The organism is Sphingomonas sp. Leaf230, assembly GCF_001421745.1.
Lineage (GTDB): Bacteria > Pseudomonadota > Alphaproteobacteria > Sphingomonadales > Sphingomonadaceae > Sphingomonas.
In genome coordinates this window covers 1-23,476 of sequence record NZ_LMKW01000015.1, presented here as the reverse complement: position 1 = coordinate 23,476, position 23,476 = coordinate 1, and the positions used below count along the sequence as shown (strand labels likewise).

General features: G+C 58.9%; 28 protein-coding genes and 1 tRNA gene. 17 read left to right on the top strand and 12 right to left on the bottom strand.

Going from position 1 to position 23,476, the window contains the following annotated elements:
* Positions 1-48 precede the first annotated feature (48 nt).
* The 10 genes from ASE82_RS18395 to ASE82_RS18355 all read right to left on the bottom strand — a co-directional run bounded on the left by ASE82_RS18395 (position 49) and on the right by ASE82_RS18355 (position 6,434).
* Positions 49-1,089 carry a ParB/RepB/Spo0J family partition protein gene (locus ASE82_RS18395; protein WP_056066878.1) on the bottom strand — a complete coding sequence of 347 codons (1,041 nt, stop codon included), beginning with the start codon at positions 1,087-1,089 and terminating at the stop codon, positions 49-51.
* Positions 1,089-1,844, bottom strand: coding sequence for a ParA family protein (locus tag ASE82_RS18390; protein ID WP_235524801.1), 756 nt, complete (start codon positions 1,842-1,844; stop codon positions 1,089-1,091). Before ASE82_RS18390 ends, ASE82_RS18395 begins: the two co-directional genes overlap by 1 nt.
* On the bottom strand, positions 1,841-2,143 hold the full coding sequence (locus ASE82_RS18385) for a TrfB-related DNA-binding protein (RefSeq protein WP_056066867.1): 303 nt from the start codon (positions 2,141-2,143) through the stop codon (positions 1,841-1,843). The genes ASE82_RS18390 and ASE82_RS18385 overlap by 4 nt, the downstream gene beginning before the upstream one ends.
* Positions 2,130-2,492, bottom strand: coding sequence for a KleE stable inheritance protein (gene kleE / locus ASE82_RS19740; protein WP_056066860.1), 363 nt, complete (start codon positions 2,490-2,492; stop codon positions 2,130-2,132). Before kleE ends, ASE82_RS18385 begins: the two co-directional genes overlap by 14 nt.
* 605 nt (positions 2,493-3,097) lie before the next feature.
* Positions 3,098-3,580, bottom strand: a complete 483-nt coding sequence (locus ASE82_RS18375) for a DUF6884 domain-containing protein (protein ID WP_056066856.1) — start codon at positions 3,578-3,580, stop codon at positions 3,098-3,100.
* Complete coding sequence (locus ASE82_RS18370) at positions 3,577-4,176, bottom strand: hypothetical protein (protein WP_056066851.1); 600 nt, start codon at positions 4,174-4,176, stop codon at positions 3,577-3,579. The genes ASE82_RS18375 and ASE82_RS18370 overlap by 4 nt, the downstream gene beginning before the upstream one ends.
* A 3-nt stretch (positions 4,177-4,179) precedes the next feature.
* Positions 4,180-4,365, bottom strand: a complete 186-nt coding sequence (locus ASE82_RS19615; protein ID WP_156348968.1) for a hypothetical protein — start codon at positions 4,363-4,365, stop codon at positions 4,180-4,182.
* A 50-nt stretch (positions 4,366-4,415) separates the two neighbouring features.
* Complete coding sequence (locus ASE82_RS18365) at positions 4,416-4,829, bottom strand: antirestriction protein (RefSeq protein ID WP_056066849.1); 414 nt, start codon at positions 4,827-4,829, stop codon at positions 4,416-4,418.
* Positions 4,830-5,227: 398 nt separating this feature from the next.
* Positions 5,228-6,001: a helix-turn-helix domain-containing protein gene (locus tag ASE82_RS18360; RefSeq protein WP_056066846.1), complete on the bottom strand. Its 774-nt coding sequence runs from the start codon at positions 5,999-6,001 to the stop codon at positions 5,228-5,230.
* 184 nt (positions 6,002-6,185) lie between these two features.
* Positions 6,186-6,434, bottom strand: a complete 249-nt coding sequence (locus ASE82_RS18355; protein ID WP_235524799.1) for a hypothetical protein — start codon at positions 6,432-6,434, stop codon at positions 6,186-6,188.
* Positions 6,435-7,037: 603 nt separating this feature from the next.
* Here ASE82_RS18355 and ASE82_RS19140 point away from each other — a divergent pair.
* From ASE82_RS19140 to ASE82_RS18285, 16 genes are all read left to right on the top strand, one after another.
* A complete protein-coding gene (locus tag ASE82_RS19140; RefSeq protein WP_235524798.1) occupies positions 7,038-7,421 on the top strand; it encodes a helix-turn-helix domain-containing protein in 384 nt (127 codons plus the stop codon).
* A 129-nt stretch (positions 7,422-7,550) separates the two neighbouring features.
* The gene (gene trbB, locus ASE82_RS18345; protein WP_235524797.1) at positions 7,551-8,528 is read left to right on the top strand and encodes a P-type conjugative transfer ATPase TrbB; all 978 of its coding nucleotides are present in this window, start codon (positions 7,551-7,553) and stop codon (positions 8,526-8,528) included.
* A 13-nt stretch (positions 8,529-8,541) separates the two neighbouring features.
* Positions 8,542-8,931, top strand: coding sequence for a TrbC/VirB2 family protein (locus ASE82_RS18340; RefSeq protein WP_056066840.1), 390 nt, complete (start codon positions 8,542-8,544; stop codon positions 8,929-8,931).
* Position 8,932: 1 nt separating this feature from the next.
* Positions 8,933-9,265: a conjugal transfer protein TrbD gene (locus ASE82_RS18335; protein WP_056066837.1), complete on the top strand. Its 333-nt coding sequence runs from the start codon at positions 8,933-8,935 to the stop codon at positions 9,263-9,265.
* A complete protein-coding gene (locus ASE82_RS18330) occupies positions 9,262-11,799 on the top strand; it encodes a VirB4 family type IV secretion/conjugal transfer ATPase (RefSeq protein WP_056066833.1) in 2,538 nt (845 codons plus the stop codon). The genes ASE82_RS18335 and ASE82_RS18330 overlap by 4 nt, the downstream gene beginning before the upstream one ends.
* Positions 11,796-12,515, top strand: a complete 720-nt coding sequence (locus tag ASE82_RS18325; protein WP_056066831.1) for a VirB8/TrbF family protein — start codon at positions 11,796-11,798, stop codon at positions 12,513-12,515. The genes ASE82_RS18330 and ASE82_RS18325 overlap by 4 nt, the downstream gene beginning before the upstream one ends.
* A 14-nt stretch (positions 12,516-12,529) precedes the next feature.
* Positions 12,530-13,510: a P-type conjugative transfer protein TrbG gene (trbG, locus tag ASE82_RS18320; protein WP_056066829.1), complete on the top strand. Its 981-nt coding sequence runs from the start codon at positions 12,530-12,532 to the stop codon at positions 13,508-13,510.
* A 112-nt stretch (positions 13,511-13,622) separates the two neighbouring features.
* The gene (locus ASE82_RS18315; RefSeq protein ID WP_056066825.1) at positions 13,623-14,564 is read left to right on the top strand and encodes an SPOR domain-containing protein; all 942 of its coding nucleotides are present in this window, start codon (positions 13,623-13,625) and stop codon (positions 14,562-14,564) included.
* A 115-nt stretch (positions 14,565-14,679) separates the two neighbouring features.
* The gene (locus ASE82_RS18310; RefSeq protein ID WP_235524795.1) at positions 14,680-16,008 is read left to right on the top strand and encodes a TrbI/VirB10 family protein; all 1,329 of its coding nucleotides are present in this window, start codon (positions 14,680-14,682) and stop codon (positions 16,006-16,008) included.
* Between the two features lie 18 nt (positions 16,009-16,026).
* Complete coding sequence (gene trbJ / locus ASE82_RS18305) at positions 16,027-16,791, top strand: P-type conjugative transfer protein TrbJ (protein ID WP_056066823.1); 765 nt, start codon at positions 16,027-16,029, stop codon at positions 16,789-16,791.
* 11 nt (positions 16,792-16,802) lie between these two features.
* Entirely contained in the window at positions 16,803-16,982 is a 180-nt protein-coding gene (locus ASE82_RS19610; protein ID WP_156348967.1) for a hypothetical protein, read from the top strand.
* 10 nt (positions 16,983-16,992) lie between these two features.
* Entirely contained in the window at positions 16,993-18,861 is a 1,869-nt protein-coding gene (gene trbL, locus ASE82_RS19135; protein WP_082441725.1) for a P-type conjugative transfer protein TrbL, read from the top strand.
* Positions 18,862-18,889: 28 nt separating this feature from the next.
* On the top strand, positions 18,890-19,525 hold the full coding sequence (locus tag ASE82_RS18295) for a transglycosylase SLT domain-containing protein (RefSeq protein ID WP_235524794.1): 636 nt from the start codon (positions 18,890-18,892) through the stop codon (positions 19,523-19,525).
* Entirely contained in the window at positions 19,522-19,836 is a 315-nt protein-coding gene (locus ASE82_RS18290; protein WP_056066815.1) for a hypothetical protein, read from the top strand. The genes ASE82_RS18295 and ASE82_RS18290 overlap by 4 nt, the downstream gene beginning before the upstream one ends.
* On the top strand, positions 19,836-20,273 hold the full coding sequence (locus tag ASE82_RS19605) for a hypothetical protein (RefSeq protein ID WP_156348966.1): 438 nt from the start codon (positions 19,836-19,838) through the stop codon (positions 20,271-20,273). The genes ASE82_RS18290 and ASE82_RS19605 overlap by 1 nt, the downstream gene beginning before the upstream one ends.
* Positions 20,274-20,811: 538 nt before the next feature.
* Positions 20,812-20,884 (top strand) — tRNA-Trp (locus tag ASE82_RS18285).
* Between the two features lie 150 nt (positions 20,885-21,034).
* On the opposite strand, the gene ASE82_RS18280 is transcribed toward ASE82_RS18285, so the two are convergent.
* On the bottom strand, positions 21,035-22,354 hold the full coding sequence (locus tag ASE82_RS18280; protein ID WP_056066812.1) for a zeta toxin family protein: 1,320 nt from the start codon (positions 22,352-22,354) through the stop codon (positions 21,035-21,037).
* Positions 22,355-22,356: 2 nt separating this feature from the next.
* Positions 22,357-22,599: a hypothetical protein gene (locus tag ASE82_RS18275; protein ID WP_056066810.1), complete on the bottom strand. Its 243-nt coding sequence runs from the start codon at positions 22,597-22,599 to the stop codon at positions 22,357-22,359.
* Positions 22,600-23,003: 404 nt separating this feature from the next.
* On the opposite strand from ASE82_RS18275, the gene ASE82_RS18265 reads away from it, so the two are divergent.
* The gene (locus ASE82_RS18265; RefSeq protein ID WP_056066804.1) at positions 23,004-23,354 is read left to right on the top strand and encodes a hypothetical protein; all 351 of its coding nucleotides are present in this window, start codon (positions 23,004-23,006) and stop codon (positions 23,352-23,354) included.
* The last annotated feature ends 122 nt before the right edge of the window (positions 23,355-23,476 follow it).

Sequence of the window (23,476 nt, the reverse complement as noted above, 5' to 3'; positions counted from 1 at the left end):
GCCCCGCTTTCGCAGGGCCTCTGTTGAACGCCAATAAGGAGCGCGGGCTCAACCCTCGATTACAGACACCAATCGCACGTCGGTTAGATCGGCCTCGAACTCGCTACCGTCGTCATCGTACTTCAACCACGACGCTCCTTCGTTCGATGGCCGGCGATTGAGCAACAGGCGGCCGGGCCGTCCGGTATGCTGAACGATGACGATCGCCTTTTTCAGCTTGTCGGGGTCGGCCTCCTTTTCCTCCTTCTCCTTTGTCACGGGCGGCTCCGGATCTTGATCGCCCTCCCCTTCGCCGCTGCCGCCTTCGTTGTCGTCGATACCGCCGGAGGTCAGAAACTCTTTGAGCAAACGGACAGTCCCGCGCGTGATCTCCTGCTCCTCGTCGGCAAGCCAATCGGTGACGCCATCGGGATGCTTTTTGTAGAGCCCGACCAGTTCGTTAATCAGCGTTACGTCGCGGCAACGCTCCGACTGGAAAATCTCGGCGATCGGGTCGGGCAAATCCAGCAATGCGGCGTGCTGGGTGACGTAGGCATTGGACTTGCCGATCTGCTTGGCGATGTCGCCTTTCTTGACCTTCTTCGCCAGTTCGCGGCCGATGTACTCTGCGATCTCGCGAGCTGTCAGCGCGTCGCGCTGCAGGTTCTCAATGACCTGATCGGACTCGGTGTAATCGCCGTCCACGAACGCGGGGATCATCGTTTTGCCGGCAATGCCGGAAGCCCTGAACCGGCGTGCGCCGTGGTTGATGATGAACCGGCCATCGTGATCCGGATGCGGGCGAACCGATATCGGCGTCTTCACGCCGCGAAGCGCGATCGTGCCGGCCATTTCCTCAAGCGATGCCTGATCGAAATGCGTGCGGGGCTGATGCGGATCTTCCTCGATCAAATCCATAGGAAGCTCGGCCGCTTTGCCGGAAACGGGCGCCCCGTTGTCGCTGGAAGGCGTAGGATCGCTTAGGAGGCCCGACAGGTCGCCCAACCCTGCGATGCCAAGCCCCGAGCCCTGCTGTGCGTCTACGGGCTTCCTGCGGGCAGGCTTGGCGGGCTTAGCTGCCGGCTTCTGGTCGTCGGTCTGGTCGGCCATCATGCGATCTCCATCTTGTCATGGATATGCTTCGCCATCGCGAGCATTTCCTTAGCCGCCACACGGGCGGAAGTTTTGCGGATTTCCCAAACCGGGCAATGCGACGCGAGCGCGTCTGCGATGCTGCTCCGGTTGCCGATCGGCGTGGGCATAATCAAGGTAGGGAAGGCAGCGGTAAGCTCGGCAAGGTGGAGCGTGTGGCGCGGATTGCGACCGTCCACCTTGCTCGGAATCATGCCAAGGAATTCGAGCTTAGGATTGGCCTGCTGCTTAATGCCAGCGATTGTTGCGTTCATCTTTTTCACGCCCTGCAAGGCGTAAACCTCAAGCTCGATCGGCGATGCGACGTAATCGGCCGCCAACAAAGCCGATACCATAGCGATACCAAGGGACGGGGCCGTGTCGATCAGGCACACGTCAAAACCGTTCGCCTCGATACGGCCGATGCTGGCACGGAAGGCCGGCGCGGCATCCTCCAACTTCATCTTCTCAAGGTTGGCAAGCGGGGGGTCAGCCTCGATCACAGCCATGTTGTCGATGGGTGCCAGGTCAAACCGTGCCATGTTCTTGAACAAGCTGCTGGCAACGGTGCCGGATTTGAACGCGCCAAGGGTGAAGCTGGCGTTGGCCTGCGTATCCAAGTCGATGACGGCGGTCTTTAGGCCCTGATCGGCGAAATAGTACGCCAGATGGACTAGGGTAGAGGTCTTACCGACGCCGCCCTTTTGGTTTGCGATCACAAGCGTTTTCATCATGCGACCTTCCATTTGAGGCTGCTCTGTTCGGTCCAGCTTTTGACCACGGACGCCTGATGCAGCGGAAGGATGGCCGTCACCCGCTCGAAGCCTGCAGGAACCTCGTCATGGGCGTCACGAACGCGATTAACCGCCAGCGACACGGCATTGCGCGACACGCCAAGAGCGCGGGCACAATCGGCTTGGCTCATACCTTCAACGAGCACCTTCCGCGCCATGGCAACCGGACGATCGGCGATCGTGAGGCCCGCGACGGCGCGCTCGAACTGATCGCTGGTAAGTAGCTTATTTGCGGACATTTCGGCCTCCACGGTTGGCATCGTCGCGCATCGACTTGGGTCGGTAGACCGCCACGAAATAGTAAAGGGCGGTGTAGCCGGCGAAGTAGGCCAGAAACTGCCAGCCGGCATGAACGCTGGGGGTATCCCAAAACCAAATCATGCGAAGGAACTGCCAGAACACGACGACTGGGATGATGAACCGTAAGACGATCCAGCTAAGGGCGGTGATACCCCAAACGATAGCGATGATTGTGTCCACTATCGGGCTCCACGTCGGGGCTGGGGGGTCTGCGATTGCAACACGAACAGGCTGGCGCACAATGGCTGGCTGGCGCGGCGTGATCGGGAATCTTAGTACGTCACCCATCGGAAATCTCCGGTTCGGACCTTGGCAAAGTGCCCGGCCACAACTGATATATCGTTTGTATGGTGCTTACTGTCAAGCCCCGTCAAGGGCGATAGCACAATTTTAGCCGCTAAAATTCTGCTCTTTTTGGCTGTCCCAAATTCGATGATAGCCGGCCCTGTCGCATAGCAAAGCCCATGCCGAATAGGGTATCTGATCCTCGCCTCCGGCCCATCTGCGTATGACCCTAGAACCCTTGCTGCTGATGCCAAGGAACCGCGCCACGCCGCTGCCGCTCAAGCCGGTCGCACTGATGATAGCTCTTACCTCATCTGCCGTAGGCGGCTCCCAACCGTCATCGGCTGGGCGCAGGCATTCGGGGCGGATACTATCGATCGTCACGCTGCTCACTCATGGCGTTTCATCCTCGCTATAACCGCGTGCGACCGCCCAAAGGCGGGCGTCGTGCTCGGTTAGATGGTCCCGAACCTTTGTCCCGGCATCGTAATGCCCGGCAAGGATAGCCCTACGTGGTATCGCCCAAAAGGGATGCTGTCTTGCTGCCAGTAAGCGCGCCCGTCGCAAACGGGGCTCTATGTTGCGGGTCTTTTGCATCGGTCCTCCTGTCAGGCATTCGTCCATGGACTGTCATGAAACAGGTCGAGTTGAGCGGCGTTCGCCTCGCGCTCGCGTGCCTCACTGATCTGGCGTGCAAGCCAAGCCTTTTGCTGTCCGATCCCCATGCCCTCCATCGGCACGATCGATCGCGATCCAGCCCAAACTGTCAGCGGATCTCGATACAGTCGGCCGGCTAGGATGACGACAGGGGTACGCGGGCCGATATGATCGGCAAGCTGCGCGCTGACGCGCTCACCCCACGCCCGACGCTCTGCGGCTCCCATATCGCTAAGGGTGACGTTGTAGGGCTCGATGACGCGGGCAGGGGACACGAGGCCATGCAGTGCGGACAGGATGAACCAACGTCCGCCCTGCATCATCGCATAGGTCCGTGCTTTCCTGAACCAATCGGATTGATACAGGTGGCCCGCGCGTGCCCCGTGAGGGAGCTTTTGCCCGACGCACGCGACAAGATGAACAGGCCGGGTCATTTTGCGATCGGCTCCAAGTCCCGTAACTCTACGAACGCGACCTTTTCTGCACGCTCCCCGCCCACGGGATCAAGGAAGACATAGACGCGCTCGGCAAAGACGGGACTGCAAAGCCGGTAGACGACGCCTTCGCGACCAATCCAGCGATAGCCTCCATAGGCAGGATCGACGGCGCCGGGGCCGTCATCGATCTGAACGCGCTGGCCTAGACGGAGCCAGTTGGCAGCGCCGCGGATGACTGCCTCGCGCTCCTCGGGAAAGAGGTATGTCGGCCGATCGGCGCGCTCTGGTCCGAACGTCGCAGTCGCATTGCCAGCGATCCGCTTCATCTTCGCGTAGATCTTCTCGATCGCGGGACGCTGAAACTCTGCCTGCTGGTGATGCCGGTGATAATGAGTCTTGGCCGGCCCTCCGAAAAGGTCGTGCTGCACGCCCGCGATCCGCGTGCGGGCCTGCGCCTCGCGGTACTCTTTACGCCAACGCCCGTCCTCAGTTAGCACCGGCTCGGCCGGGGGAGCGCGAACGATCGCCAGCAGCTCCTCCAATTCCTCCGACGAAATACGGTCGCCCTGGCTGCGACAATCAATGGCCGTCATGACTCAATCCTCCCGATCGCCAAGGGTGTCGGTACGAGCCCAAACGAGAAGCTGGCGGAACGCATCGCGGCCTATCGGCCGGCGCGGAACCTCATGGGCCACGGTTGGCCCGGCAAATAGGTCGGGCTGGTAGCCGATGATCTTTGGCGTATGAATGTGTCGCGGATCGCGGACAGCGCGGCGGGCCATATGGGCCTCCTCATCCGGTGAGGCCGGGGACAGCGCCCCGGCCCGGTCTATCAGTCAACGAGATTCAGGATTGCGGCCTGTTCGGCGTGCTCGGTCCCGAAATCGAGGAGCGCATGATATGCCTCAGCCATCGCTTCGGTTTGAAGCTCGTGGCAAAGTTGACCGATCATAAAGAGGGTAGCGATCATCCCCGCGACGTCGGCGCTAACGATAGCCTCCCAACCGTTGCCGTCACACGAAATCCGCATGGGCGTATCTATGTCGGGGGCCATGTAGAACCCGCCGTTATCCAGCTTGTAATAGTGCCAGTACCCGCCGGTATAGTCGATCGATAGCTTGCTCATCCAGCCATAGGCCAGCGCCTCGGCGCGGAGCATCTGGGCGAACCCAAAAATATCGGGGAGGACGGACAAACGCTCACCCTCGGGAACAACGGTAGCCACGATCTTAGAAGGCAGTTTCATCGGAAAACTCCGGTTCGGACCATGGCATAAGCGCCCGGCCACAGCGGATATATCGGATGCGCGGCGGGTTTTGTCAAGTGTTTGTCAAGCTTTGGAGGCGCAATCGTTACTTTTTCGCTTCCTTACAATCGGAAATAGATCAGATTCGGGGGTATTTATTTTAGCGGCTAAAATTGTTGCTCGCCGGCAACATAGTCGTTGGCGTCTATGCTGCAGTCGATCGGCAAAGGTGATCAGCACCGGAACCGCGAGCGATACCGACTGAACAGGAGAGCTAAGCTCCGACCTTCCTATGGCGTTTAATCATCTTCGAAGCGTGTTGCCCGACTAGGGCAATTCCACATCACACTAAGATAATAAACTTCCGGGGAGTTTCAGTTTCGTCATGACACTCACGGCTACGCAACAAGACCGTCGCGCTTTTCGATGCCTTCCAAAAGGCGGATCAGCACCCGTGCTGTCTCTGGATCTGAGTGGGTTGCCCTGAGGTAGTCCGCCTTGGACAGCTTGCTAAGCATGTCGGCGTGGTCTGCTAGTCGCTCGTGATGCCGCTGGGCTTCGTCCTGGGCCATGGGGGCAGGGCGGAACCGTCGCTCGATCAAATCACGCAGGATTGCAGGCAACTCCAAGCGGTACGCGTTGGAGGTTTGCTCCGACCGCGCGCCAACCTTTTTGTCTTTGGTCTGGACGTAACGGCGAAGCCGCGCGAGCAAGCCGATCTCCTCAAGCGCCTCAAGCGCCCGGTGAACAGTCGAGCGAGACACTACAGCCCATTCCGCAATCAATTCGTAGGACGGGAAAACACGCCCCCTAAATCGCTTTTCCATGCGTAGCAGGGCTTCATAGACCCGGATCGTGCCAGCGGTGATGCGGGCGCACAATGCCTCAAGCCGCGTAAGCTCGCGACGCAAGCGGCGTGCTTCGACAAGCGCCTTACGACCCTTCTCAAAAGCTTCTTTCACAGCCCGGCGACAAGCCCGCCGCATGGTGTCGTCCAGTTTCCCGAAAAAAGCCTCCTCGTGGTAACTGCCAGCCTCCTTGCTCCCCCCGTGAACCGGCTGCTTGGTGACGTGCAGCCCGCCTCGTTGGCGCACGTCGCCACGCGCCCGGCCGAGTAGCTGGGCGGCAAGATCGCCGATCGATGGCAAAGTCGTATGCGTAAGTGTCAGCATTATTCGTCCCCTTCTGGTGCGAAAGGGCCGTTCAGCAGGCAAAACTTATGCGTGGCGCGAAGCGCGCTCCCTTGAACCGAAGCTCAGAAACAGCTATGTGGAGGTTGTTGAACTGACCTGTCAGCGTTTGGCGACGCTGCCACATAACAATTTCAGGGTGCCCGGCCTCGTGCCGGGCATTCGTTTATGTGCTCACGGCCAGAAACTCCTGTCGTAGAATCATATCGTCGCCGATCCGTTCTAGGATCGCATTCAGCGCGGCCTCTCGCGAGCTAAGACCGTGCTTGCTTTTGACCCCTTCCACGACCTCAACAGCGCGCGAAGAGAGGGCAATCGTTAGGCGCTTGTATCCTTCCGCGTCCTGACGCTGGGCGCGCTTCCTCATGGAAAGCGTGCTGCCCGCGACGGATTTTGATGGAGACAATTTCGCCATGATTCGCGGTTGTAAGGAACACTGAACCGTTTGGCAATTCAGTGTTGAATTTTTCTCCAAGTCGTCGCAAGTATTGATCGAAATACATTCCCGGCTCTTATGATAGAACCTTGGCCAACAGCACCCACGTTCATGCCAATTGAAGATCTTTGCGAGCTAACGACAACGACTCGATGCCGAATAAAAACGTCAGCCCCGTAAAAATGCAGGGAGCTATCGAGTGCGCCGGTAATAGAACTTCCGCACGCTAACACCGCAGTGGTTTGATTGTTATCTTACGCGGGTTCGCTCAATCAAACTCTGTTCGGGACGAAGCCTACCTTATCGGCGCAAAATCGGTCTCGGCGCGGGACAATCTAATTTAGGTTCGAGACGGGCGTAATTGGTCAATCGCATATTCATCGAGTAGGTAGGCTTAGTGCAAACCTCCTATGGCGCGTGAAATCTCTAGCGCCATATTATCATCGAACACCCACTTTAATTGGATATGTTAGACGCTCATGATAGGCCGTACGTTCGGGTTAAACAGAAAACAGAGTCGAGGAACGCCATCAGAAATTTTAGCCGCTAAAATTTTTGGCACAAAGGGGGAGGGGTTTCGAGGTGGTGCATAAGAAAATTCTCTGCATCAACATCATGCGACACCTTGCCATGCGTGGAATGCGAAAGGCCGATTTGGCCGCTAAGGCCAATGTGTCGATATCGTACATATCCGACGTGACGAACGCTAAAGGAAATCCGTCGTTAGAGACAATGGCCGCGATTGCAGATGCATTAGAAGTCCCTCTTGTGACACTGCTTACTGTTCCACCGGTAGGCACAGATGGATGGGACGCCAGCCTGGCAGACACTCTTTTGAAGGATGATGCCAAGCTTGGTCTGCCGCCCGGCTTCCGGCGCGTATCGGCGATTGTGTCGGACCATCAAGCCTTTCAGATAGCCAAGTGGCATAAATCCGCACACGATCGGTTTAAAATCAAAGACTAACACGCGTTTGTTGCAGTCCGGCATCGCGTGAGAACAATTCTCGAACCGACTCGTTTGTCGGTTGCTCCACCCCGTGCATCCGGTATATCCTTTGTAAAGTAGTGATAAGCTGCGTTACGGGGAATAACGATGACGGTCGATGCCGATACTACCGTCACCGCCGATATGGCGACGATCAAGGCGCGGGCTAAGGAAAGCCTGCGCCGCAACATGGGCGCGCTGATGTTGGACGCCCTTGCTGATCCCAAGACGGTCGAACTGATCTTGAACGCCGATGGCAAGCTCTGGCTAGAACGGCTTGGCGAGAAGATGGAATGCATCGGGACTGTTAGTCCCGCAAAAGCCGAAGCGATCGTAAAACTGGTCGCTGGCTATCACGGCAAAGAAGTCACCCGGAACACACCTACCCTAGAGGGTGAGTTCCCGATCGACGGCTCTCGCTTCGCCGGGCAGATGCCTCCCGTCGTTCCAAACCCTACTTTTGCGATCCGTAAGCGGGCCGTCGCGATCTTCACCCTAGCCGATTACGTCACGGCCGGGATCATGACCGCTGAGCAATGCCGGCTGATCCAGGAGGGCATCGACACCCATCGCAATATCCTTGTGATCGGCGGAACCGGCTCGGGCAAAACCACCCTCGTGAACGCCATAATCAACGGGATGGTCGAAACGGACCCAACCGAACGACTGGTTATTATCGAAGATACGGGCGAAATTCAGTGCGCGGCTGAAAACTACGTCCAGTATCACACCTCGCCAAATGTCTCGATGACGGCGCTTCTCAAAACAACGCTGCGGATGCGGCCCGATCGGATCTTGGTCGGCGAAGTCCGTGGGCCGGAAGCCCTTGATCTTCTGATGGCGTGGAACACCGGCCATGAAGGCGGTGCGGCAACGCTTCACTCGAATAACGCGACCTCCGGCCTTAGCCGCCTCGCGCTCCTAATCAGTATGCACCCTGACTCCCCGAGGCCGATCGAACCTCTGATCGGGGACGCTGTGCATCTGATCGTCCACATTGCTCGAACGCCAGAAGGCCGAAGGATCGAAAGCATCCTCGAGGTCAACGGCTATGCGGACGGCAAATACAATCTTCGTTCACTGTGAAGGAGTGTTGGAAATGACTGCTTATTGGAACGATCCTTTGCTCCGGCAAAAGATGTTTTACTACATGGGCGCTGCCTTGCTGGTAGCAGTTCTGTTGCTCTGGCCGCACAATGCTTGGGCGTCAGACACGACTGGCGGCCTTCCTTATGAAAGTTTCTTGACCAAAGTCCGCACGTCGATGACCGGCACCGTGGGCTATACCTTCGCTCTCGTCGGCATCGTCGTTGCCGGTGCTGTTCTGGTGCTGGGTGGCGATCTGAACGGGTTCGTTCGCTCGCTGATGCTCCTCGTCATGGTCGTGGCGCTTCTCGTTGCGGCTAACTCGGTGCTGGCATCGATCTCGGGCGGCGGTGCAACCATCGCCTTCAATGCCCCTGTAGGCCAGCTTGTAGGGGTCGCCTGACATGCCGCTACGATCAGTGCCGATCCGGCGCTCGGGCGTCCGTAGCAGCCTATTTCTCGGGGGAGACCGCGAGATTGTCATGCTCACAGCGCTCGCGTCGGTCGCACTGATCGTTCCGGCGCTCAATGAATTTAAGGCGTGGGTCGCCGGGCTTTTCATCTGGTTCGCCGGCATTTGGGCCGCGCGCTTGATGGCAAAATCCGACCCTCTCCTGCGCTTCGTCTATCTCCGGCATCGTGGGTACAAATCCTACTATGCCGCTCGCTCGTCGCCATTCCGGAACAATAAAACCAGCCAGCGGAAGCGATATCGCCAACCGGGGAAGAAGAAATGATCCAGACACTGGCGATCACAATCGCAATTTTGGGGGCGATACTGCTGGTCGCGCTCTTTGCCGCGGTGGTTTCAAACTTCAACAAACGGAAATTGGACCGGTACCGCTCGAAGGATGAAGGTCTTTCCGATCTCCTAAACTATGCAGCAATGGTCGATGACGGCGTGATCGTCGGCAAAAACGGCTCTTTCATGGCTTCATGGCTGTACGCCGGAGACGACAACGCCAGTAGCACCGATCAACAGCGCGAAATGGTGTCGTTCCGCATCAATCAGGCATTGGCTGGCCTTGGCAATGGCTGGATGATCCACGTCGATGCCCCGCGCCGGCCTGCTCCGAACTACTCCGAACGTGGCCTGTCGCACTTCCCCGATCCGATTACGGAAATGATCGATGAAGAACGCCGACGCCTGTTTGAAGGTATGGGGACGATGTACGAAGGCTACTTCGTCATCACCGCCACCTATTTCCCGCCAATGCTGGCGGAACAGAAATTCGTAGAGTTGATGTTCGATGACGATCGGGAGCGGCCCGATAGCAAGGCGCGCACGAACGATCTGCTCGAACGGTTCAACCGCGAAGTCGTCACCTTTGAAAGCCGGCTAAGCACTGCGTTGAAGCTGACGCGGCTTCGCGGTCACAAGGTGCAGAACGAGGACGGCACAGTCGTCACGCATGACGATCTGCTGCGCTGGCTGCAATTCTGCATCACCGGGATCAATCAACCCGTGATCCTCCCCTCTAATCCGATGTACCTCGATTGCATCTTGGGCGGGCAGGAAATGTGGACAGGCGTGGTCCCCAAGATCGGCCGCAAATTCGTCCAGACCGTCGCGATCGAAGGCTTCCCACAGGAAAGCTCGCCCGGCATCCTCTCGGCGCTCTCTGAGCTTCCTACGGAGTATCGCTGGTCAACGCGGTTCATCTTTATGGACACGCACGAGGCCATCGCGCACCTCGAAAAATTCCGGAAGAAATGGCGGCAGAAGGTTCGCGGATTCTTCGATCAGATATTCCAGACCAATAGCGGAAAGATCGATCAGGACGCGCTTTCGATGGTCGCGGACGCGGACGCGGCGCTCGCTGAGGTCAACAGCGGCTATGTTGCTCAGGGCTATTATACCGGCGTCGTCGTGCTGATGGACGATGATCGCGAGAAGGTCGAGTTGTCGGCTCGCAAGCTCGAAAAGGCGATCACGGCGCTGGGCTTCGGCGCGCGTATCGAGACGATCAACAATCTCGATGCCTTCCTTGGCAGCTTGCCGGGTCACGGTGTCGAGAATGTGCGCCGTCCGATCATCAATACGATGAACCTCGCCGATCTGCTTCCGACAAGCTCGATCTGGACCGGCCTGAATTACGCACCGTGCCCAATGTACCCGCCGCAGTCACCGGCCTTGATGCAGGGTGTCACGAACGGCTCCACACCGTTCCGTCTGAACCTCCACGTCCGCGACGTGGGGCATACCTTCATGTTCGGTCCAACGGGCGCGGGTAAGTCCACCGCGCTCGGCCTGATCGCGGCGCAGCTTCGCCGCTATCCCGGCATGTCCATCTTTGCGTTCGATAAGGGCATGTCGCTTTATCCGCTCGCGAAGGCGGTTGGCGGCACGCATTTCACCGTTGCCGGCGATGACGAAACCTTGGCGTTTTGCCCTCTCGCATTCCTCGAAACCAAGGGTGATCGCGCGTGGGCCATGGATTGGATCGATACCATCCTTGCGCTCAACGGGGTCAACACGACGCCAGCGCAGCGCAACGAGATCGGAAATGCGATCGTCAACATGCACGAAAGCGGTGGTCGAACCCTCTCCGAGTTCTCCACGACGATCCAGGACGAAACGATCCGAGACGCCATCAAACAGTACACGGTGGATGGCGCGATGGGTCATTTGCTCGACGCTGAGCACGATGGCCTTTCGCTATCCAACTTCACGGTGTTCGAGATTGAGGAGCTTATGAACCTCGGGGAGAAATACGCTCTCCCCGTGCTGCTCTATCTGTTCCGCCGGATCGAACGCGCACTTCAAGGCCAGCCGGCCGCGATCATCCTCGATGAAGCGTGGATCATGCTGGGGCATGTGGCTTTCCGCGCCAAGATCCGCGAATGGCTCAAGGTGCTGCGTAAGGCGAATTGCCTAGTCTTCATGGCAACGCAAAGCCTGTCGGACGCTGCTAATTCCGGCATTCTCGATGTGATCGTGGAATCCACCGCGACCAAGATCTTCCTTCCGAACGTGTACGCGCGGGATGAAGAAACCTCGACGCTCTACAAGCGGATGGGCCTCAACCCACGCCAGATCGAGCTACTCGCGACCGCGATTCCAAAACGCCAATATTACTATGTTTCGGAAAACGGGCGGCGGCTTTTTGAACTGGCGCTTGGTCCGGTGGCGCTCGCGTTCGTCGGGGCAACCGACAAGGAATCCATCGAAACAATCAAGGGACTGGAAGCCCGGCTTGGCCGTCGCTGGGTCGATGAATGGCTGTCCCTGCGTGGCGTCAATACTAATCAATATGGAGAAGCGGCATGAGCTTCATGGACAAGTTCCGGCGGCCCGAAGCCGCCTCCCTGCCTGTTGGCGATACCAACCCATACTTGTCGGCCCGGCGGTCTTGGAATGACCATGTGGGCGGCCTCGCTGCCTCACGTCGCATGTGGCAACTGGTTGCGATCCTGAGCCTTCTGATCGTTCTAGCCGCAGTCGGGGGGATCATCGCGATCGGCAGTCAGTCGAAGTTCGTCCCCTACGTCGTAAAGGTCGACAAGCTCGGCGATGCGGTCGCTACGCAGCGCGCCGATCGCGCCGCTCCGGTGGATGGCCGTGTCGTACAGGCGCAAGTCGGGTCGTTCATTCAAAGCTCGCGCATGGTGACGGCAGATATTGCGCTGCAACGGCAGGCAATTTTCCGCGTGTTCTCGATGTTGTCCGCGACCGATCCGGCCATGGCAAAAATGACGGATTACCTGAATGGGAATCCTGACACGACGCCGTTTGCTCGGGCTGCAAAGGAAACCGTCGCGGTCGAAATCGCATCGGTGATCCCGCAGACGAAGGACACTTGGCAGGTCGATTGGACGGAGACGATCCGCGATCGAACCGGTGGCCTGTTGTCGCCGCCAGCCAAGATGCGTGCCCTCGTCACGATCCGCGCTGCGACGATCGGGAAGAACACCACTGAACAGCAAATCCACGACAATCCGCTCGGCATCTACGTCAGCGATTTCTCGTGGTCGCGTACACTCTGAGGGGGATTAGTAACATGACACGGACTTTCATCGTCGCGGCTCTTCTCTGCTCGATACCCAGCATGACGCTGGCGCAGGATATGCCCCCGCCCGTGCCCCCACAGGAGGCGAATGTGGCGGTCGCTCCGGTACAAGACGGCACCCCGCCAATGTACTTCAACCCCAACAATCCGAAGCTGACGCCGGCTCAACGGGACGGCCTCGCGATCTCCCAAGATTGGCTGGACCGTAGCGCGACCGGAATGCGTCCTGTCGCTGGTGCGGAAGGCGCGGTGGTCTTTCTGTTCGGCGCTACCGAACCCTCGATCGTCTGTGCCGTCCTGCAAATCTGCGACGTGCAGCTACAGCCCGGCGAACAGGTAAATTCGGTCAATGTGGGCGACAGTGCCCGGTGGCTGATCGAACCGGCTGTCTCGAGTTCGGGTCCGAACGAGACACAGCACCTTATCATCAAGCCGATGGACGTGGGCCTTTCGACCTCGCTGGTAGTGACGACGGATCGGCGCACCTACCACATGCGACTTGTCTCCCATCGCACTGAGTTCATGCCTCGTGTGGCGTTCCAATATCCCGACGACGTTGCCGCCAAATGGGCCGCCCTCAAGGCTCACAATGAGGTTGTCCGGAATGAAAGCGCCATCGCTGTTCCGGGTGGTCCTGCCGCGTCGCCTACGGGTCGGCCGGGAGCCGAGTATCTGTCCAACCTGAGCTTCGGATACTCGGTGAAAGGTCGAGCCAGGTGGAAGCCGGTTCGCGTTTTCAACGATGGCGTAAAGACCATCATCGAAATGCCGCGGGTCATGCAGCAAACGGAAGCGCCCTCGCTGTTGGTCGTCCGCGCTGGCGGCAAGGTCACGAACGACAAGGATGCTTCGCTCGTCAATTACCGGGTCCAAGGGGATCGCTACATTGTCGATCAGGTCTTTGACGAAGCGGTGCTGATTGCCGGCGTCGGCAAGCGGCAAGAGCGCATCACCATCGCACGGGTCCAGTGATATGAGGGCCGCCCCTATCGCGGCTGTCGCGCTGCTGCTGGCAGGGTGTGCGTGGAACTCGGGACACCAAGACAGTTATGCTGCTGTGGTCGCCCCGTCTGACGCGCAAGCTATGGCAACGGACTCGCTCGCCGAACTGGTGAAGCTCTACCCTCCGGCGATCTCGCGCGTCGCGATCGATGCGGCGGCGAACAATGACGGGTTCGGCTTGGCGTTGGCCGATGGCCTGCGACGGCGCGGATACGCCGTGGTTGAATCGAGCGGCAAGGCGCGGGCTGACACATCGGCGTTACCGCTCCGCTACGTCGTGGATGAACCGTCACCCGGCTATTACCGGGTTATGCTGACGGTGGCAGGACAGTCCCTCACGCGGGCCTATTCCACTGGTGAAGCCGGTGTATCGCCTTCGGCCGGCTGGGCGCTGAACCTTTCCGGCGCTTCGCCCGAGCTTGTCGAACGTGCGACGCGGCCGGATCTTCCGGCCGATGCTCAACAGGTCCAAGCGGAGCTTGCCGCGGTTGATGCCGGGGTTGCCCCACAAGCAGCGCTCGTGCCCGTCACGGCGTCACTTCGTGGCCTAACCGTCAATGCTCCGTCTAGCGTGGTCACGGTGGCTGTACCGCCTCCTGCGCCGGCTTATGCAGCGCAATACGCGGTGGACGCGCGTAACGCTGAAATTGCGGCAGCGGATTCCCGCGTGCAGCAGATGGCGGCGAAGGTGGCTGAATATCAGGCGGCCGATACCGACGTGCGGAGCATGTCTGCAAAGGTCGCAAAGATGCAAGGCGAGTTGGCCCGCGCCAAGGCAAGGCGATCGGCAGCGGCCGCAGGCTGGCGCGTCCAGTTTGCAGCATTCCGCACCGATCGGGTTGCCCGCCAATATTGGCGAACGCTGACGGCAAAGCGTCCGACACTGGCGGCGCTATCCCCCCGGTTTCCCCGGTCCGCCAAGGGCGTGACGTTCGTGCAGGCAGGCCCTTACCGAACGGTCGCCTTCGCAAAGGCCGTGTGTGGCGGGCTCAAGGCTACCGCCTGCATCGTCGTAAAAGCCTGACGGCCGGATTGGAGTATAGATGATGGCTAGTAGAACCTCTGATCCACTGTCGCCTGAAACGTCCCCAGGTGGCGCGACGGACAAGCGTGGAAAGCTGATTACGGGCGTTCGCCGCGTGAACAACCTCCCGGTCTATATCGTGATCGGGTGCGTTGCCCTGTTCCTGTTCGTCGTGATGTTGATTGTCATCAACAAGGGCAAGCCGACCGTCGAGGCGTCCGAGCTTCAAGCGAAGCAAAGCGAAAGCTCGGTCGATATGGCGAACAAGGTGGCCGGCGCTGCGCCGGCCGGAGGTGAGATTGCCGCGATCGGGGCTGCACCGATCCCGCCCGTGCAACCCACAGTAGTTCCCGGCCCTACGGCCTATGACGCCAACGGCGTACCGATCGCCCCCGTCAATCCTGACATGCCTCCGATGCCGCCCGGCGGATCGGCCGGTAATTACGGCCCCCCGCCAGTTTCCCCCGAAGTGTCCGCTCGCCGGCAACGGCTGGAAGCCATGCGGCAAGCCAAGGATGCGATGTTCGCCGACGCGGTACGTGCGCCAACGAACATCAAAATGGCCGCGGCTCGTAGCGGCGGTTCACCCGGCGGCCAGACTGGTGGCGATGATGCATCGGCTCGGCTCGATGCTGTACGCCAGCAAATCGCTGCTAATGCTGCACAAGGTAACGCACCTTCCGCGGCGGATCTCCAGACCCTGGCAGCGCTCCAAGGGCAAGCGGGCGGGGCAGGGGGCGGCGCTGCCGGCGGCTCCGGACAAGCCAATACCAATGATATAAGCCGGTTCGGAAACAAAGCCGGCGGTGATCGGTGGCAGATGGCATCCGTTCCACAAGCGCCGCGTAGCAAGTATGAACTGCGGGCTGGCTTCGTGATCCCCGGAACGCTGATCTCGGGGATTAACTCGGAACTGCCGGGTCAGATTGTCGCTCAGGTTTCACAGAATGTTTATGATACGCCAACGGGGAAGTATCTTATCATTCCGCAAGGTGCCCGCCTCGTAGGTGAATACTCTGCACAGGTCGAGTACGGGCAATCCCGCGTTCTTATCGCATGGCAGCGCATCATCTTTCCGGACGGCAAGGCAATGGACATTGGATCTATGCCCGGCGCGGATAGTGCTGGGTATGCCGGATTTAAGGACAAGGTGAACAACCATTATCTACGGATATTTGGGTCTGCCCTTATCATGTCTGGCGTTACTGCCGGTGCATCGCTCAGTCAGCCGCAATCTAACTTCAATAATAACAATGGACGCCAAAGCGCGGGTTCGGCTCTGAGCGAGGCATTGGGTCAACAGCTTGGTCAAGCGACGGCCATGATGATCCAGAAGAACCTCACCGTCGCGCCTACGCTCACGATCCGCCCCGGCTACCGGTTCAACGTGGTCGTGCTGAAAGACCTGACATTTTCCAAGCCTTACCGCGCTTTCGACTACTAACAGCAAGGAGGACAGACAATGCGTACCAAAATTTTAGCCGCTAAAATCGGCCTCGCCGCCCTGATCGCTGCACCGATGATGGTCGCGCCGGTTTCGGCGCAGCTTGCCGTAGTCGACGTGGCTGCGGTCAAGCAGACGACGACAACGGCGATCCAAAGTGTGGCTGCTGTCGCCAAACAAGTTCAACAATATCAAACCCAGCTTCAACAGTACCAGAACATGCTTCAGAATACGGCCGCCCCGGCGGCCTATATCTGGAACAACGCCACACAAACGATCGACAACCTACAGTCGTCGGTGAACCAGATTAATGCCCTGAAACAACAGTCGGGTGGCATCAGTCAGTACCTTGATAAATTCAAAGATCCGAATTATTATAAAAGTTCGCCGTGCTATGGGGGCGGTGGCTGCACGCCTGCTGAGCGGTCCGCTCTTGTCGCCGCACAGCGCGCTAAGACTGCAACAGCGATGGCAGCTAATGACGCGACGTTGCGCGGGTTAGATGCCCAACAAGCTCAGTTAACTACTGACAGCCGCACACTCGACCGCATCCAAGCCAATGCACAGACTGCGAAGGGGCAAATGGAAGCTATCGGCTACGCGAACCAGTTGGCAGCTAAGTCCACTGGCGAGCTACAGCAAATTCGTGGTCTATTGCTGGCGCAAAATGCGGCTTCCGCCGCCCATCAGCAGCTACAGCTTGATCGTGTTGCCGCGGAAGATGAAGCACGACTCAACGCTCACAAGACTACCGCTGAGGCCAGAAGCAACTACACGCAGTAAAGGGTATAGTTATGAGTAAGAACCTAATTTACTTTATCATCGCACTTGCCGCTGTCGGCGGTTTAGCGGCGATCATCTTGATACCGTCTCGCCAGCCGGAGCCGGTGAAGACCACGACACCCGCGGCGAAATCGGCTGCTGATCGCGTTCACGACACAACACCCGAAGAACGCAGCAACTTCCAACAATAAGGGTTCTGTTATGCTGTCGCGAAACGTCGCCCGCACAATCTCGGCTAGCCTGCTGATATGGTTCCTATCGGCGGGTACTGCCTTCGCCCAAAGCGCTCCGTCGAACGGAATGCTGGATAATGTACTTAACAAGTTCAAAGCGCAGGCATCCGGTTGGGGCGACGTTTTTACCCATCATGCAACGGTTCTGTTTTGGAGCCTTGCCGCGATCAGCATGATTTGGACCTTCGGACAAATGGCGTTGAAGCGGGTCGATCTAGGTGAGTTTGCGTCAGAACTCATACGATTTGCCATATTCTGCGGCTTCTACTGGTGGCTGCTGCTGAACGGCCCGGCCATCGGCCTCGCTATCATCAATGGCATGAGGCAAATGGGGGCTGAGGCTTCTGGCTTACCAAACAATCTATCCCCGTCTGGAATCGTGGACGTAGGCTTCGATATCTATAAAAAGATTTTGGCAAATACGTCGGCGTGGCATCCGATGGATAGTCTAGTTGGTATGCTCTGCGGGATCGGTATTCTCGTTACACTGGCTCTCGTCGGCGTGAATATGCTCCTGCTACTCGCATCCGCATATATCCTCGCTTACGCTGGCGTAATCTTTCTTGGCTTCGGTGGTTCGCGCTGGACCTCCGACATGGCAATCAATTATTTCAAGACTGTTCTAGCCGTTGGAGCATCACTGCTAACAATGGTTGTTATCGTCGGCGTCGGCAAAACATTCCTAGATCAGTATTACGAAACGGCGGGCAATTCGCTGAGCCTGCAAGACACTGGTACGATGCTAGTGTTTTGCGTGGTTCTGCTGGCGCTCGTGAACAAGATTCCGGCGATGGTTGCTGGCGTCATTACGGGTGGCAGCATTGGCGCGATCGGTAGCGCCGGCAGCTTTGGTGCTGGCGCCGCTATGGGCGCTGCTAGCATGGCGGCGGCGGCGGCGGCGACGGGTGGCGCTGCTATGGCTGCGGGCGCGGCGAATGCCGTAGGTGGCGGGCAAGCTATTGCCGCGGCTTACAAGTCAGCACAGGCTGATATGGCCGACACCGGAGCGGGGTCAGCTTTGACCTCTGCGACTGATGCAGCGGCTCCGTCTGATGGCGGCGGTTCACCGGGCGGTGGCGGTTCACCGATGGAAGCGGCGATGGGTTCTACGTCATCTTCGTCGTCATCCTCTCCCATGTCATCGAACGATAACGGTTCGGCCGCGACGGGCGGCGAGGCTGCTTCCGATACCGGTAGTCAGTCCGCCTCGGCGGCTGGTGGTTCCAGTGCCGGCGGTGGTGGAGCCGGCGGTGGTGGAGCCGGCGGCGGCGGCGGCGCAAACGCGGCGGATGCCGCGCGCAACGAACCCGGCGGCGGTGAAGGCGGCGGCAGCGAAGCCGGCGGCGCTGGCGCTGGTGGCTCCGCTTCTGGTGCTGCTGCGGGCGCGGCGGGCGCGGCTGCTGGTGGTAGCGCGGCTTGGGGCGCTGCAAAGATCCTTGGCAAGAACGCGGCCGGAATGGTTGGCGAAGCATTGCAGGGCCGGGTTGATCGCTCGGCAATGGGCAAACTGTCGTCACGGATTCAAGCCGCGAGCGCTGCCGCTAATCCTCCAGCGTCGCCCGGTGCGGCACCAACGGAAGCCGCGCAGTCAAACCCTGAACCGCTGGCTAGCGCCAGCGGCCCCTCTAATAGCGCAAATTCTGGCTCTGCGCCGGCCGGTGGTTCGGATGGCGGCGCGCTCGATGGCGATGGCGGTCCAAGCGAAGCTATCGGCGCTGATCCAGGTGGATTTGGCGGGGATGCAATCTCCGGTAGCTCGCGTCGGGATAACCCGTCATCCGCTGCGGGCGAAGTCGATGATTTTGTGAACCGGGGACGCGCTCATGATGCCGGCTGATATTCCTCCCGCTATCCGCGAACGAGTTGTGTGCTCTGTTGCTGCCGCGGCGAAATATGCCGTCCCTGCCAATATCATCCTTGCGGTCGCGCAACGGGAAGGCGGCCGGCCGGGGCAGTGGGTCCGCAATACGAATGCGACCTACGATATCGGCGCGATGCAGTTCAACACGGCCTATATTCGGACGCTCGCGCGCTACGGCATCGGCACGGGCGACGTAGCGAAAGCGGGCTGCTTCTCCTTCGATCTGGCCGCATGGCGACTGCGCGGACACATCAAGAATGATCGCGGTGATATCTGGACGCGGGTTGCGAACTACCATTCGCGGACGCCGCGCCACAATGCGCCTTACCGTGCCGCTATCATGATTGGAGCACGCCAATGGGGAAACTGGCTGGCGGCTCGGTTCCACACCTATGACACCCTGACGGTGGCAACGCCGCAAACGATCGCGGCGGTAGCAGCTGCGCCGGCTGCTAAAGCACCGCTGAGAACCGCCAGCCTGTCGCCGGCCGCGTCGCCTGTCCGGATAACCGCGAAGCCGACACGGCGTATCCTACGGGCTCCCGCGACGCCTGCACGCCCTCTCGAATACGCTGCGCCTATCAGGGTTGCCTATCAGGCTCCCGGCTATGTCACGCGCTCGATCTCGGCCGAACAATGATCGATCCGGACGGGATCGGCACGGGAAGGCGGGTAGATCCTGCTTGCCCGGCGTCGGTCCCGATCGTGCTCAATGCCGTGGATCGTAGCCGGGCAATTTCGGAAATGCTGTCCATAGGGGGATTTGCCGACACGCCAGCGCTGGCGCGTTGGGCAGAAACAGCGGCGGCCCAACCGATCCTCCGGGGATACCTGGCGGCCCGGCTAAAGCCGGCGGATGGCGAATACTTCGCGATCGACTTTGATGCTGCGGCCGGCGAGATTGCCGCGCGAGATACACTAGCGGCCGATATTGAAGCTCGTTTCGGTTAATGATCGCGTGCCTCATTCTCGGCGATAGTCATGCGGTCGCAACGGCTGCTGAGGTTCGGACTATCGTTGGCGAACGTTGCGCGTTCATCACGGAAAATGGGCTTAGCTCAACGGCTATTCTAAAACGCACCCCGACGATCGCATATGCCGCTGCGGTGATCTCGGCCGGTGGAAATGACGCGGAAAACCCGGATCTCGCGACAAACCTGTACGCCATAAGAGAACGTTTGAAAGCTGGCCGTGTGGTCTGGCTGCTACCGTATAACCGTGATGCTGCGGCGACGATCGGCTGGGTGGCTAAACGCTGGGGCGATCAGGTTATTGATCTCTCGTGGGCGCGAGCACGAAAAGATGGCGTGCATTGCGCCTCATATTCATGGGTCGCCCGATCTGTCGTGCGCTACGGCTATGTACCGTCGAGGCGTGCGGACCCTTAGGAGTGGCGGCAGGACCACTACCGTCTACGCCAAAAAAGGAATGGTCGACATGACCGAAAGGTTTAAGAAGAAGGGTAGGAAGTTTCAGTTACCACGGGAGTAGCATATATGCCTCAGTATTGGTTAGTCGGCGCAATGTGGGAAGGCAAACATGATATGTTGCCTAGTTTTCTTGCCGGAGGATACTGGTACTTGGGGTATACGCCGGCACAAGACGAGGGCCAAAACGCATTACGAGATCAAATGGCGATCGGAGACAGAATTGCTGTCAAAAAGATGCTTGGTCAAGGTTCATCTAATATCGAAATTAGAGCGCTTGGTATTATTAAGCATATAGATATCGAGGATGGTTATAAGCGCATATATGTCAACTGGATCTTAGGCGAACTAAATCGGCAGGTTCCGTCCCGCGGATGCTTTGGGTCTGTACATGGGCCGTATTCATATGAAGATGCTTGGACTAAAACAATATTTTGCCTTTAGACTCCCCTAACCGCCCTTGTAATCGACCGTTACAACCCCATCTTAAAAATGTTGTGGGCCTGTAGCTCAGTTGGTAGAGCACCGGTCTCCAAAACCGGGTGTCACGGGTTCGAGTCCCGTCGGGTATTTGTGCGATGCACCTTAAATGGGCCGTCACTGAAAGGTGCGGCCCATTTTTGCGTTAGCCTCGCCGCCACTCTTATTAAGTCGATCCGAATTAATATGGGGATGGGTGTGTGATACCCCGATATTTTGGCCAGAAATTTTAGCGGCTAAAATTAGCGTCCGAGTTTTTGGTTATTGCTCTGCTGTTGTGTCCGCGATTCGGCCATCGCCTGCGCCCTCTGCTGCCGCTCTGTCGCGCGGAAGGCCATGCCCTCTTTTGCCAACTGCGGGTCGCGACGCTGAACCTTCGTTACCGCCGCTTCTTCCACCTTGCTCGGATAGCCGGGGATAGGGGCCTGGGTGTAGGGAGCGATGCGATCCCGCCGGGCCACATTATCGGATATCGCTTTGGCGCTCGCATCCCACTGGCTGCGCCAGTCCGCTTCCTTGGCAGCATGTCCCGGCATCCATGTCGGCCCGCTGGGCTTCGCGGCTATAATCTCTCCGTGCGCCTTGTTCAGCGCAGTCCACTTATCCACTAGCCGCTCATCAAGACGGGTCGCGCGGGTGACAATCCGCTTGCCCTCCTCGGAACATGCACGCTCGAACTCGGCTGCGCTTTCCGCCGGGGAAGGACTGCGCTTTACCGCCGCGTCACGGAAGTTATCAACCTTCTGCTGCTCCTGCGGATCAGCACCTCGATCCTTCATCAAGTTAGAGGCGGTATCCCAACTTGCAGCGGTATCGCGAAGCGTGCGAGCGTTAGGGTTCTGGTGGGCGTTCTTCAACGTCTCTGCCATCTGCTCATCCGGCACCCATTGACCGGCTTCCAAGCGGGTGCTGCCAACGACATTGCCTTGCCGATCATAAAGAACGATCGCATCAACAATGCCCTCCGCCTGCAAAGTCCCGATTGTCGAAACCAAGCCAGAGACGGCCTGATCGTGGAAATCGTCGCCTACGCCACGACCGAAACCCGTCGCGGAACTCTTGATCTGTATTTCGCGCCGCTCATACGTGCTGGCGTGGCTTAAATCAGGGGACACAGCCATGCCGTGAATTTCGACGCGGTAACCCTGCTCCTTGAGATTTTCGATGCTCATTCGAGCATACTTCACGTTGGAGAGCGTACCGTCGTAGATGATGTTTCGCCGCCCCTCAGCGGCCATCTCGACAACCCGCGCACCGATGGTCCCCGCATCCTGAAAAGCTGCGCCGGGGATATTCAAGTCGCCGCTGGCGATCCGTTCACGCATGTATGGCAGGGTCGGGCGGATGGCATCGGGATCAACGACGATCGCCGGCTCTTTAATACCCTGGAATTGCACCGACACACGGTTAACGATCATGCTCTTGCCGGAACCGGGCTGCCCGGCGGTCAAGACCACTTTTGGCTGTGCTACAGCCGGGGCGTCTTCCATGGCGAGGTCAGCAATCAGACGCGAATGCGCCTCACGCTCGGAGTCTCCAAGCGGCTTTTGATCGTCAGCCATGCTTATGCGTGAGCCGTGTAATTCGCGCGCGCCTGCTCCACTAAAGGGCCCCGGCTAGTCTCCGGCTGATTTCGGATCGCGTTGTGCTCGCGCAACGCCTGCTTGGCGCGAGCCTGTTCGTCGCCAGTGGTGGCCTGAATAGTGTCGAGAAGATCCGCGTAGCGAAGCGCCCAACGCTCCTTATGCAGGAACGAAAGGTTCCTATCGATACCCTCGATGATCTGGTTGAGGCTGGTCTTGCTCACGGGCCTTCCTTTCCGTTCCGCTATAACACTCGGGCGCCTAATTGAGTAGCATATAGACGTTTTTAGTCATCAGCGATGACGCTGCGAACACGTTGTATCAGAAATGGAAACGCCCCGCTGCGGAGGGGCAGCGGAGCGTATTCTACCGGCGGGGCAGGGGGGAAACCACACCGATCATGATTACAACAGTGTGCGTCAAAGTACTCGCGGTCATGCAAATGGCTCCAATGATCATGGTAAGGAGCAGGATGCGTCTCACCAGCGCTCCTTCGATGACAGAAGAGTTCTACTTTCTTTGAGAGACAATATAACAAATACCCGCAAATTGCCGGGGGTTGATCGTTTAATTGTTCCTACCATGGACGGGCTATCGCATCAGCAGAGTTACTGCTACGGAGCAATCCGTGCGACGCCTGTTGACCATCCTTGCCTGCCTGACACTCGTCTTCTCCCTTGGGGCGACGGCGACGGCGCACGCACTGGAACGGCCGGATGCCAGCATCAGCGTACATCTGACGTCCGGCGAACAAATTGCCGAAGGCCATAGCCCCGGTGACACCGATCAGGTGCCGGCAGACGGCGACAAGGGCTACCCGCACCATCACGGCGGGTGCCACGGCGATCATGTCGCAGCGCCGGTCAAGATCGTCAGCATGAACCTGACGGGGGATCTTCGCCTTGCCCCCGTGGGCGCGGGCCGATCGATGCTGCCGCTGTCCACGGCTGATCCCGCTCTGAGGCCCCCGCAAGCCTGACGACCCGCTAACCCCGCCGGCTACTGCCGCGCGGGGCGAACTAGGTTCGTCAGGAGTCATCATCGATGCATCGTACAATCGCGACCTTCATGGTCGCGGCGTCCTTGGCCAGTGCGGCCGAG